This is a genomic window from Nostoc flagelliforme FACHB-838, from assembly GCF_014698065.1.
Taxonomy (GTDB): domain Bacteria; phylum Cyanobacteriota; class Cyanobacteriia; order Cyanobacteriales; family Nostocaceae; genus Nostoc; species Nostoc flagelliforme_B.
In genome coordinates this window covers 18,081-30,283 of record NZ_JACJSI010000041.1, presented here as the reverse complement: position 1 = coordinate 30,283, position 12,203 = coordinate 18,081, and the positions used below count along the sequence as shown (strand labels likewise).

The following is a 12,203-nucleotide window of genomic DNA, read 5'->3' as shown; positions in this document are numbered from 1 at the left end:
AGGTAAAACGATCATGGTTTCTCAAACTCGATTGGCATTTTTAATCTCGTTGGCAACTTTGGGATTGGCAGCTTGCGGTAATAATCAAACAGAGGATACAACAGTTTCCTTTCCTCAAGCTGTAACTCAAGCAGAGGAAGTGAGCCCTTCGGGAAATTTATCAGGGTCGATTAAGATTGACGGCTCTAGTACAGTATTTCCGATTTCAAAGGTGATGACAGAAGCATTCCAGAAGTCAAATCCTGGTGTGCAATTCACAGTAGGAGTGTCAGGAACAGGCGGAGGATTTAAAAAATTCTGTGCCAATGAAACTGATATTAGTGGCGCATCTCGCCCGATCAATGCTGAAGAAATGCAGCTTTGTAAGCAAAATAATGTAGAGTTTGTTGAGCTACCCATTGCTTTTGATGGGCTAGCAGTTGTGGTCAACTCCCAAAACAATTTTGCCAGCTGCTTGAAATTGGATGAATTGAAAAAGATGTGGGAGCCAGCCGCCCAAGGCAAAGTAACGAATTGGAACCAAATTCGTTCTAACTTTCCCAATCAACCCTTAAGTCTTTATGGGCCTGATACTGAGTCTGGTACTTATGACTATTTCACACTTGCAGTTGTAGGCGAGGAAGGAAAAAGCCGCAGTGACTATTCTAAGAGCAAAACTGATACAGCTTTGGTGGAAGGGATTGCGGCTAATCCTAATGGATTAGGCTATTTTGGCTATGCCTACTACTTAGCAAATCGAGACAAACTGAAACTTGTGGCTGTTGATAGCGGTAGTGGTTGTCTACAGCCCAGTCCCCAAACGATCGCCGATTCTCGTTACCAACCGCTTGCTCGCCCCGTATTTATTTACGTCAAGAAATCGGCTGCAAAACGTCCTGAAGTTAAAGCTTTCAGCAATTTCTATCTCTCACCACAGAACGCCAATTTAATCCTCCAAGTTGGTGATGTACCCCTACCCAGCATCGCCTTACAAGCAGCCAGCGCTCGCTTGGATAGGGGTGAGACGGGGACTAAATTTGGCGGTAGAGGTTCTGTGATTGGCGTGAAACAAGAAGCTCTCAATTAGAGTGGAATGGGCAATTTAGCTATGTTTAATACCAATTCTCCAAAAACAGATTTAAACCTGAAAACCCAGATGAAATCTGACGCTTCTTAATTACAAATTACGTAGCTTGCTTCTCGCCGGAGGCAAGTACTACGAATTACGTTAGCGTTAGCGAGTCATCAAGCGTCGGAACGAGCGTCTGTAGGAGCGTTATTACGAATTACGAATTGGTATAACACTCTCCATTCAATTGAGAACAAGATGTCAATAAAAACCTTTGTTTCTCTTGGTTTGCTGGTATTCATTCTGATTTCCATTGCCGCAGAGCATTTGGAATGGGGATCGCTCACTGTTTTCATTACATCTGCGATCGCGATCGCTCCCTTAGCCCCAGAGGGGGCCAGGGGCTTGAGCTTCACGCTTTTTCAGGGGCTTTCTTCTACTTCTAAAATGACTTTATCATCAAAGCCTCATTGCTCAACTTTCATCCCATCAGCGATCGCTCCTCAATGTCTGATTAAGTGCAATACTGGTGTTGAACCTTCTTCCAGAGTCTAATAAAGTGCAGGGAGATGAACAAGTATGGCTGAACACGTATTTCATGACCAACTGAGTTTAGAAGAACAAACTGAAAAACTTGGAAAGCAAGCATTAAGCTTGGGTTTGATTCCCAGCTTTGTGGTGCATTACTTTCTTGATAGCTGGGTATTTTATATACCTAATGAAAGTCAATCCGAACCGCTGACACCAGAAGAGGCATACTTTCGTTTAAAACAACTGGTTAAACAGTAGATATCTTGACGACAGATTTTTGAAAATAACGGCTAGGCACTGCAATTATTGAGTAACAGTAATTATGGCGAAACCAGCAATTTTAACCGTCGATGATGATCCAGAGGTACTGCAAGCAGTGTCACGAGACTTACGGCATCAGTATGGCGATCGCTTCCGTATTCTTCGGGCAGATTCGGGTATTACTGCTCTGGATGTGGTGCAGCAACTTAAATTACGGAATGAAGCAGTTGCTCTATTTTTGGTAGATCAACGTATGCCCCAGATGGGAGGTGTAGAGTTTCTGGAACAGGCAAAAGGCATTTTTCCAGATGCAAAACGTGCCTTGTTGACGGCGTATGCAGATACGAATGCCGCGATTAAATCAATTAATAGTGCCAGACTTGATTATTACTTACTCAAGCCCTGGAATCCACCAGAAGAGAAGCTATATCCTGTTTTAGATGATTTGCTGGATGACTGGCTAGCTGGATTCCGCCCACCCTTTGAAGGCATTCGAGTCATTGGTAATCGCTGGTCGCCTTTTTCACATCAGGTGAAAGATTTTTTAGCACGTAACCAGATTCCATTTAAGTGGTTAGATATTGAACTGGAACCGGAGGCGGCAAAATTGGTGGAATACGCCCAAGCTGATTGTAGACAACAATTGCCCTTGGTGCTGTTTCCTGATGGTTCTCAGTTAATTCAACCATCTAATTTTGAGATTGCTGCCAAAATTGGACTGCAAACTCAGGCAGAGCGTCCCTTTTATGACTTGGCGATCGTCGGTGCTGGCCCTGCCGGACTGGCCGCCGCAGTCTATGGCGCTTCCGAAGGATTGAGTACTGTCTTAATTGAGCGTGAAGCGCCAGGAGGACAAGCAGGCACGAGTTCGCGGATTGAGAACTATTTGGGGTTTCCTATTGGCTTGAGCGGTAGTGATTTGGCAAGGCGGGGAGTCACCCAAGCGCGGCGATTTGGGGTAGAGATTCTCACACCTCAAGTAGTAACTGGGGTTAGGCTGCAAGATACTTATCGGGTTTTGCAATTAGCAGATGGTAGCGAGATTAGTTGCCATGCACTTTTAGTTGCAACCGGCGTTTCCTATCGCTGGCTAAATGTACCAGGAGCCGAAAAGCTGGCAGGAGCAGGAATTTACTATGGTGCTGCCATGACTGAGGCGATCGCCTGTAGCAACGAAAAGGTTTACTTGGTAGGCGGGGCAAACTCTGCCGGACAAGCAGCAATGCACTTTTCTAAGTATGCCAGCAAAGTGATTATGTTGGTGCGGGGTGAATCATTATCATTGAGTATGTCTCAATATTTGATTGACCAAATTGCCGCGACTGAAAATATCCAAGTTTGCACAGGTTGCAGCGTCGTGGAAGTGAAGGGAGAGAAACATTTAGAAGCAATTGTGATTGCTCATGCCAAGACTGGACAAACTGAAACCGTGCCAGCGCGATCGCTGTTTATTTTCATCGGTGCTAGCCCCAAAACTGATTGGCTCGATGGTGTTATCCAACGCGATGCTCAGGGGTTTATCATCACAGGGCCAGACTTAATGGATAATGGCAAATCTCCTCGTGGGTGGAATTTGGAACGCTCTCCTTTTTTGCTAGAAACCAACATTCCAGGCATCTTCGCAGCCGGAGATGTCCGCTATGGCTCAATTAAACGGGTGGCATCCGGTGTGGGAGAAGGTTCGATCGCCATTCAATTTGTTCACCGCTACCTGAGTAATGTTTAGCTAAAGCGGCGAATACTAAGCTACAAGCTGTTTAAGTAAAATCTGCTCCCCTGCCCCCTGCCCTCTCAAGGAGGTTCATTGATGTTATGTGTTGAAGAATTAATCAACTTAGACCCGTTTCAACAGCTTCCTCAAGAGCGATTGCAATGGGTTTGCGATCGCGCTCAAACAGTTGAACTTTCCGTCGGAGAAGTGTTGTCTTATGAGGGAGATCCTGTATGTCGCTTATTTATCTTAGTTAAAGGTAAAATCAACATTACCCGCCGCAGTCAAGGAGTTGAAATTCCCATCGGGCAACACGAAGCCCCATCCTTTTTTGGTGAAATTCCAATACTCACAGATGAACCTGCACCTGTGACAATGCGGGCATTCACAAATTGCCACCTCTATGAAATGAAGGGAGAGGACTTCCGTAAACTGCTGCATGAATGTCGTGATTTTGAGCGGATGGTCTTCCGAATTATGCAAAGTCGTGTCCGGGGGCTAGAGTCTTTCATTCGTGGGCGGGAAAAGATGGCAGCTTTAGGGACACTTGCCGCAGGTTTAGCTCATGAACTCAACAACCCAGCCGCAGCCCTCGTTCGGACTTTAAGAGAGATGCCACCCGCCATCCTAGAGTTACAACGAATGAACTTAGTTTATGGGCAACGCAATGCTGACGAAGCCCATACTCAACACTGGTTGAGAGTACGCGATCAAGGCTATGATGCGATTTTGAATAATCGCCTAGATCCGGTGACACTAAGCGATCGCGAAGCCATATTGCTGGAATGGTTAGAAGACTATGGTGTAAACCAAGCATGGAAATTGGCAGAACCTTTAGCTGAAGGTGGTGTTGAGGTTGAAACCCTAGAGCAACTAATGGAACGTTGGCGCAACGACGACACGGAATTGCGAGAAATGGGATTGCACTGGCTATCGCTTTCCTTTGAAGTCATGTCAATGATTAAACATGGTTTGCGAGGATCTGAAAGGATTTCCGAACTTGTGCAAGCAATGAAGTCTTATTCTTACCTCGATCAAGGCACTCAGCAAGAAGTAAATATACATCAAGGTTTAGAAGATACCTTGCGATTGTTTACTCATAAACTCAAGTGCGGTGTCCAAGTGCAACGCAATTACGATCAAAGTCTTCCGAAAATTCTTGCCTATGGCAGTGAACTGAATCAGGTGTGGACAAACTTAATCGACAACGCCATTGATGCAATGGATGGTAAGGGACTGCTAGAAATTACAACACATCATTGCGATCGCTTTGCCCATATTGACATCATCGACTCAGGCAGTGGAATTCCACTTGAAATTAAAACACGCATTTTTGAACCCTTCTTCACCACCAAATCAGTGGGACAGGGATCGGGATTGGGTTTAGAAACTACTCGCCGGATTGTAGAGAATCGCCATCACGGTACGCTTTCATTTGAGTCGCAGCCAGGTAGAACTTGTTTCACCATCTGCTTGCCTTTGACCGCAAATTAATGGGATTCAAGCCCCGCATTTTCAGGACGGCTTTGATTTGAAGTAGTAGAAGCGATCGCTTCCCTTATTTCTCCCCTAGTTCTCCCCGATCGCACCTTAATCTTAAAAGTCTAGAAGTCTTAAGGTTCTAGGTGCTGTCAGCCAGAAGGAGAACAATGCAACTAAAACATAGCCACATCTTCCGTCAAGAAGCCCTAGATCGCTTATCTTCACCAGAACAACTCGATCAAGCGATAAATGTGGTTAAGCCTCAAGCTTGGTTGACTTTATCTGCCATGAGTTTTGTAGTTGCTGTGGCTGGCGTTTGGAGTGTGTTTGGTAGAATTCCTCTGACTGTCACAGGTCAAGGTATCTTGATTAAACCGCACCATGTTGTGGAATTTCAAGCACCTAGTTCTGGCCCATTACTAACTCTCAAGGTCAAGCCGGGGGATATTATTAAACAAGGTGATGTGCTGGGTATTATCGACCAATCGGCGCTAAAACAGCAGTTGCAGCAAGAGCAGATAAAGTTGCAACAACTGCAAACCCAGAATCAAGAAACTGACAGGCTAGAAAAGCTGCTGATTGACCAACAAATCATGACGCTTGGGCAGCAAAAAATGGATCTGGAAAATAGTCTGCGCCGAGAGCAAGGTGCGCCAAAGTTACGCGATCAAACATTGAGAATGATCGCCCAAAAACGTCAAAGCATTAATTCTCGCAAACAACAAATTAATTACTTACTCAAAACTCTAAAAGGACGGCTTGATAACCGTCGTCAGCTTTTTAAGGAGCATGTTATCAGTCAAGATATGCTGGTACAAGCTGAACAAGAATATTTTAATACTCAAAGTGAACTGTCGAATATTGACGTACAACTCAAGGATCTCGAAATCCAAGAAACCACCACCCAACGAGAATATCTGGAAAATCTCAACAGAATTGACGGAATTAAAACCAAAATTAAAGATATTAATACTCAAAATACTAAACTACGCGAACAAAACTTAAAGCAATCAATTGATAAAACCAATCAAATTAGGGAAGTAAAGCGGCGAATTGCCCAATTAGAACTGCAATTATCTCAAGAAAGTAGAATTATTAGCAAATATAATGGTCACATTCTCGAACTGAGCGCTGTTCCTGGTCAAATGATGAATCCGGGTAGTCGCTTGGGGTCAATTGAGGCTGAACAGCCAAATTCAAAACTTATGAGTCTTGTTTACTTTGCTAATAAAGATGGTAAGCAAATCAAGCCTGGAATGGCTGTACAAGTGACTCCCAGCTTTGCCACACGCGAACGCGAAGGTGGCATTTTGGGAACCGTTGCAGATATCTCTTTCTTTCCGGTAACAACAGAAGATATTACAGCGATCGTTGGTAACAAAGAAATTGCCGCTAGTCTTGCAGGTAAAGGTGAAGGCAAGGTGCAAGCTTTTGTCAAACTTCAAGAAAACCCTACATCAGTCAGTGGCTATAACTGGTCATCCTCTGATGGCCCAGCCTTAAAAATATCTTCTGGCACAACTACATCAGTTCAAGTGAAAGTTGGAGAAAAAGCACCAATTTCTTATATTATTCCTATGCTGCGCTCTTGGACGGGAATTTATTAATTTAAGCCTTCTCTCATACCTAACCCCCAACCCCTTCCCTACAAGGGAATGGGAGCAAGAATCAAAGCCTCTCTCCCTGTGGGGGAGAGGAATGGAAGCGGGGTTCTAAGGATAAGTTGCACATAGCGTTAATTTGAGCATTGGGGTTAAAACTTGAAGGTTCACCCTCAGAGGCTCAATTTCCACCCTCAGAAGCTCAACTTCCACCTTCAGAGGCTCAATTTCCACCCTCAGAAGCTCAACGCTCACCTTCAGAAGCTCAACGCTCACCTTCAAAAGCTCAACGTTCACCTTCAGAGGCTCAACTTCCACCCTCAGAAGCTCAACTTCCACCCTCAGAAGCTCAACTTTCAAGTTCTAATACTAATGCCCAATCCCCCATGCCCCATGCCCCATTCCCAATTCCAAAATTTAAACCAAAACGTGTCCGCACTTCTACACTTTTGCAAATGGAGGCGGTCGAATGTGGTGCGGCTGCTTTAGGAATAATTCTTAGCTATTACGGGCGAATTGTGCCACTGGCTAAACTGCGTGAAGAATGCGGTGTTTCGCGGGATGGGAGTAAAGCTTTGAATATCATCAAAGCTGCCAAAAACTATGGACTCAATGCTAAAGGTTTAAAACTGTCTCTGGAAAACGTCAAAACTACCCGTCTTCCCTACATTGCCTTTTGGAATTTTAACCATTTTCTCGTAGTAGAAGGATATAGCAAAAAACGCGTCTACCTCAACGATCCAGCCAATGGTCGGAGAACAGTGAGTTGGGAAGAGTTCGATCGCGCATACACGGGTGTTGTGCTGACAATGGAACCAGGGGCGGATTTTCAGAAGGGAGGCAAAAAAAATCACATTGTCTCAGCCTTGAGTAGCCGCTTACAAAACTCACGAGTTACTATCTTATTTTGCTTGCTAGCTGGGTTATTGCTAACACTGCCTCGGTTAGCTGTGCCAGCCTTTTCTCAAGTATTTATCGATGAAATTTTAATTCAAGATCGGCAAGATTGGTTACGACCTTTGCTGTTAGGAATGCTCTTAACTACTTTATTACGGGCATTCCTTGCTAGACTGCGGCTTACCTACCTGCGGCGATTGATGGTTAAGTTATCAGTCAGCACATCAGGACAGTTTCTCTGGCATATCCTGCGATTGCCCATTGGGTTTTATGACCAACGGTTTGCTGGGGAAATCAGCAGCCGAGTGCAACTGAATGACCGGGTGGCAGAAGTACTCTCAGGGTCTTTGGCAACCACAGTAATTGACACAGTGATGATGGTCTTTTACCTGCTGATTATGATTCAGTATGACCAATTGCTGAGTGCGATCGCAGTTGGTTTTGCTTTAATCAACATTCTCGCTCTTTTATTTTTATCGCAAACTCGTGTAGAGACGAATATGCGCCTAGCTCAGGAATATGGCAAGGTGGGTGGAGTAACAATTAGCGGCATCCAAACGATAGAAACCATCAAAGCTTCTGGGCTAGAGTCAGATTTATTTGCTCGGTTTGCGGGTTATTATGCTAAAGCGCTCAACGCCCAACAAGAATTAGGTTTACAAACTCAAATTTTCACCACATTACCCACAATTTTGACAGCCTTAACCACAGCTTCTATTCTGCTAGTTGGTGGTTTACAGGTAATGAATGGCAATCTCAGTATTGGAATGCTCGTTGCCTACCAAAGTTTAACACTGAGCTTCTTAGAGCCAGTTAATAGCCTCGTTAATTTCGGCAGTACACTCCAAGATTTAGAAGCTGATTTAAACCGCCTTGATGATGTATTGCAAAATCCTGTTGATTTGGAAGTGGAGGGGGACAGGAGAGCAGGGGAGGCAGGGGAAGCAGGGGAAGCAGGGGGAGAAATTACTTTCTCGTCTCTTTGGCAATTACAGGGTCATGTTGAGTTACGAAATGTCACTTTTGGCTATAGTCGTGTAGAACCTCCGTTGATTGAGAATTTGAGCTTGACTGTCAAGCCAGGGCAAAGAATAGCGCTTGTGGGGGGAAGTGGTTCTGGTAAATCTACAGTTGCTAAATTAATTTGCGGTCTTTATCAGCCTTGGGATGGGGAAATCTGCTTTGATGGTGTAGAGCGATCGCAAATTAAGCGTTCTGTTCTGGCTAACTGGTTGGCAATGGTTGAACAGGATATCTTTTTATTTGCTGGCACTGTGCGAGAAAACATCACTCTTTGGGATTCAACTTTGCCAGAAGCTGATTTGGTGCAGGCTTGCCAAGATGCAGCAATTCATGATGCGATCGCATCTATGCCTGGAAAATATGACTTTGAGTTGATTGAAGGCGGTATGAATATTAGTGGTGGACAACGCCAGCGTTTAGAAATTGCCCGCGCTTTGGTGAGAAATCCTACAGTCTTAGTACTGGATGAAGCAACCAGCGCCCTCGATGCAGAAACAGAGTTGATTATTAACCGTAACTTGCAACAGCGTGGTTGTTCATGTATTGTAGTAGCCCATCGCCTCAGCACAATCCGCGATTGCCATGAAATTATTGTGCTAGAGCAAGGTAAAATCGTACAGCGTGGCACCCATGAGGAATTATGGCAGCAAGGCGGAACTTATCTTCGCTTACTTCACGCGGCAGAGGCATAGGTAATGAGTAGCGCACAGGTGAATCCTTCTTCTAAACTGTACTCCTTTCAAGCAAACGAACCATTACTATTGAATGACTCAAAAACATTCTGGATAGTGCAGTCTGGAACATTGGCGGTGTTTGCCACTAGAGTTAAGAACAGCTTACCAAAGGAGCATCGCCGCTATCTGTTTCATGTCAACGCTGGTGAAGCATTGTTTAGTGCAGCGTTGTTACCGGAAGTAATAGCACAAAGCCAATGGAGTTTTGTCGCGATCGCAGTTGAACCCACCCAATTATGCCAGATGTCAATGGTTGATTTGGTTAAGGGAATCGCGGCGGCGGACTCTCAAGCCATAGAATTTTTAGAAGGTTGGGTAAATCATTTAGGACAATCTCTTAGTGCCCAGCAAACAGTTTTGACAACGCCATTAAACCTTGTGCAGACATTAGGGCGGGATTTTTCATTATCCCCTGGTGAAACGCTACAGTGGAGGCAACAAACACTTCTATGGGTGAAGTTGCAGCAAGGCAATACTCACTGGATGGGAGTTGAGGAATTAACCTTGAATTCTACCTCACCAGCGTTTCCGCTCACGAATACTATGTGGCTGGAAGCAGAAAATGCGGTTATCGGACAGATGTTGCCAACGGTAAATGTAGAAAATTACGAGGAACTTCTGGCAGGTTTAGCCAGTTTGCATACTTATTTCTTTCACTACTTCAGTTTGCTGACAAATAAAGAAGCAGAAGCAGAATTTCGGCAATTTCAAGAACGTGAGCAATTTAATCAGCAAGTAATAGAGGGCGCACTCTCTGACTTAGCAACAGTATTGCAGCCGCAGCAGGAGGCGGTTTTTTCTCACGAAGGGCCGCCCTTACTGGTAGCATTTGGTGCAGTTGGGCGATCGCTGGGAATAGAGATTCGTCCACCAGCAGAGGATTTAAATTCTATTAAAGACCCTGTAGCTGCGATCGCACAAGCATCACAAATTCGGATTCGGCGTATAACTTTAGCAGATGGCTGGTGGCATCAAGACCAAGGAGCAATGTTAGCTTATACTCAGTTGGAAAAGCGCCCAGTGGCGTTGTTACCTAGAGATAATCGAGATTATGTCATCTTTGACCCCGTGGCGCGGACTCGGACACCTGTAAATGAATCAGTAGCAAAAACACTGTCACCATTAGCCTACGTTCTGTATCGACCATTACCCCAAGTTGCGCTCAAGGCCATCGACCTGCTGCGGTTTGGGGTCAAGGGTTATGAAAAAGACATCGCCAGTATATTAGTGGTAGGGCTACTGGGCACAATATTGGGGATGGTTGCACCGCAAGCAACAGCAATTTTAATCAATCATGCCATTCCCGATAGCGATCGCGCTCTACTGTGGCAGATAGGATTGGTCATGTTTGCAGTCGCCTTTGGACAGTTAGCTTTTCAAGTTGCCCAAAGTATTATTACCCTACGAGTCGAAAGCGCCACTGATAGCATATTACAGCCAGCCATCTGGGATCGCCTGCTGAGATTAAGCCCTAGCTTTTTTCGCCAGTACACTTCTGGAGATTTGCTTAACCGCGCTATGGCAGTGAGGGAAATTCATCAAAAAATCAGCGGTGCTACGCAACGGACGTTATTGAGTGGAGTCTTTGCCTTATTCAACTTAGTGCTGATGTTTATTTACAGTTGGCAACTAGCGCTTGTGGGCGTAGGTTTAGCAATATTTGCCGCTGTGGTTACGACTGTTGCGAGTTTCTTCTTGGTGAAGAAATCGCAAAAACAGCAAGAACTGAATGGTGCAATTCAAGGACTCACGATACAACTAATCAACGGTGTCGCCAAACTGCGAGTGACAATGGCAGAAGAACGCGCATTTGCAGCTTGGGCAAAAAAGTACAGCCAGCAGATCCGACTGAAGGCGAGTTGGCAAGAGATTAAAGATGGTATTTCTGTATTTAACGAAGCACTCCCTTTGGTAAGTTCTATACTGCTGTTTGGGTTTGCCATGCTGTTGATGCAGACACGCCTGACACTGGGTACATTCGTTGCTTTCAACTATGCTTTGACGATTTTTATCAAAGGAGTAATTGACCTGAGCAATACTGTATCGGAAATTTGGAGTATTGTACCAATATGGGAACGAGCAAAACCGATTTGGCGATCGCAACCTGAATATGACCCAACCAAGGTTAACCCCGGTCAATTAAACGGTCGTATTGCCCTAAATCGTGTCAGCTTTCGCTACTCGGAGAATGGCAGCTTAATCCTCAATGATGTTAGCCTCCATGCCGAACCAGGAGAATTTATCGCGATCGTTGGGTCTTCTGGAAGTGGAAAATCAACGATATTGCGGTTGTTATTAGGCTTTGAAACTCCATTGACAGGTAGCATTTATTATGATGGCAAAGATTTAGCAGACATGGAACTCCAGGCTGTGCGAAGACAGTTAGGAGTAGTACTACAAAATGGTAAAATCGGCACAGGATCGATTTTTGATAGCATCACCGCCGGGGCTTTGGTTTCCCTAGAAGAAGCTTGGTCAGCGGCACAAATGGCAGGCTTTGCTGATGATATCAAGCAAATGCCAATGGGGATGCATACGATCGTCGCTGAGGGTGGTAGTAATCTTTCCGGTGGACAACGGCAAAGATTATTGATTGCGCGATCGCTTGTTTCCAAGCCTAAAATTATCTTGATGGATGAGGCAACCAGCGCCCTAGATAACCGCACCCAGGCAATTGTAACTGAAAGTTTAGCCAAGTTAAATGCTACCAGAGTGGTAATTGCCCATCGCCTCAGCACGATTCGTAACGCCGATCGCATCTATGTTATCGACGCTGGTCATGTCGTGCAGGTAGGTAATTTTTCAGAATTGATTGCCCGATCAGGGTTATTTGCCAGATTAGTAGCCCAACAGTTAGAAGGGGAGCTTTAATGAACTCTAAAAAATAAATTATCCAATTTATTCAGACTCTATTA

Annotated in this window: 8 protein-coding genes; all 8 read left to right on the top strand. The window is 44.8% G+C overall.

Going from position 1 to position 12,203, the window contains the following annotated elements; all coding sequences use genetic code 11:
* The first annotated feature begins 13 nt into the window (after positions 1 to 13).
* The 8 genes from H6G97_RS19995 (at position 14) to H6G97_RS19960 (ending at position 12,159) form a co-directional block, all read left to right on the top strand.
* On the top strand, positions 14 to 1,066 hold the full coding sequence (locus H6G97_RS19995) for a PstS family phosphate ABC transporter substrate-binding protein (RefSeq protein ID WP_190942455.1): 1,053 nt from the start codon (positions 14 to 16) through the stop codon (positions 1,064 to 1,066).
* Positions 1,067 to 1,306: 240 nt separating this feature from the next.
* Positions 1,307 to 1,603: a hypothetical protein gene (locus tag H6G97_RS55425; protein ID WP_199349488.1), complete on the top strand. Its 297-nt coding sequence runs from the start codon at positions 1,307 to 1,309 to the stop codon at positions 1,601 to 1,603.
* Between the two features lie 24 nt (positions 1,604 to 1,627).
* Complete coding sequence (locus H6G97_RS19985; RefSeq protein ID WP_190942454.1) at positions 1,628 to 1,837, top strand: hypothetical protein; 210 nt, start codon at positions 1,628 to 1,630, stop codon at positions 1,835 to 1,837.
* Positions 1,838 to 1,901: 64 nt separating this feature from the next.
* Positions 1,902 to 3,566, top strand: coding sequence for an FAD-dependent oxidoreductase (locus H6G97_RS19980; protein ID WP_190942453.1), 1,665 nt, complete (start codon positions 1,902 to 1,904; stop codon positions 3,564 to 3,566).
* A gap of 81 nt (positions 3,567 to 3,647) precedes the next feature.
* The gene (locus H6G97_RS19975; RefSeq protein ID WP_190942452.1) at positions 3,648 to 5,045 is read left to right on the top strand and encodes an ATP-binding protein; all 1,398 of its coding nucleotides are present in this window, start codon (positions 3,648 to 3,650) and stop codon (positions 5,043 to 5,045) included.
* 155 nt (positions 5,046 to 5,200) lie between these two features.
* Positions 5,201 to 6,640: an NHLP bacteriocin system secretion protein gene (locus H6G97_RS19970; protein ID WP_190942451.1), complete on the top strand. Its 1,440-nt coding sequence runs from the start codon at positions 5,201 to 5,203 to the stop codon at positions 6,638 to 6,640.
* A gap of 380 nt (positions 6,641 to 7,020) precedes the next feature.
* A complete protein-coding gene (locus H6G97_RS19965) occupies positions 7,021 to 9,246 on the top strand; it encodes an NHLP family bacteriocin export ABC transporter peptidase/permease/ATPase subunit (protein WP_190942471.1) in 2,226 nt (741 codons plus the stop codon).
* A 3-nt stretch (positions 9,247 to 9,249) separates the two neighbouring features.
* A complete protein-coding gene (locus H6G97_RS19960) occupies positions 9,250 to 12,159 on the top strand; it encodes an NHLP bacteriocin export ABC transporter permease/ATPase subunit (RefSeq protein WP_190942450.1) in 2,910 nt (969 codons plus the stop codon).
* The last annotated feature ends 44 nt before the right edge of the window (positions 12,160 to 12,203 follow it).

Excerpts from the sequence above, each read along its gene's own strand:
- H6G97_RS19995 (WP_190942455.1), top strand. The coding sequence starts at position 14 with ATGGTTTCTCAAACTCGATTGGCATTTTTAATCTCGTTGGCAACTTTG.
- H6G97_RS55425 (WP_199349488.1), top strand. The coding sequence starts at position 1,307 with ATGTCAATAAAAACCTTTGTTTCTCTTGGTTTGCTGGTATTCATTCTG.
- H6G97_RS19985 (WP_190942454.1), top strand. The coding sequence starts at position 1,628 with ATGGCTGAACACGTATTTCATGACCAACTGAGTTTAGAAGAACAAACT.
- H6G97_RS19980 (WP_190942453.1), top strand. The coding sequence starts at position 1,902 with ATGGCGAAACCAGCAATTTTAACCGTCGATGATGATCCAGAGGTACTG.
- H6G97_RS19975 (WP_190942452.1), top strand. The coding sequence starts at position 3,648 with ATGTTATGTGTTGAAGAATTAATCAACTTAGACCCGTTTCAACAGCTT.
- H6G97_RS19970 (WP_190942451.1), top strand. The coding sequence starts at position 5,201 with ATGCAACTAAAACATAGCCACATCTTCCGTCAAGAAGCCCTAGATCGC.
- H6G97_RS19965 (WP_190942471.1), top strand. The coding sequence starts at position 7,021 with ATGCCCCATGCCCCATTCCCAATTCCAAAATTTAAACCAAAACGTGTC.
- H6G97_RS19960 (WP_190942450.1), top strand. The coding sequence starts at position 9,250 with ATGAGTAGCGCACAGGTGAATCCTTCTTCTAAACTGTACTCCTTTCAA.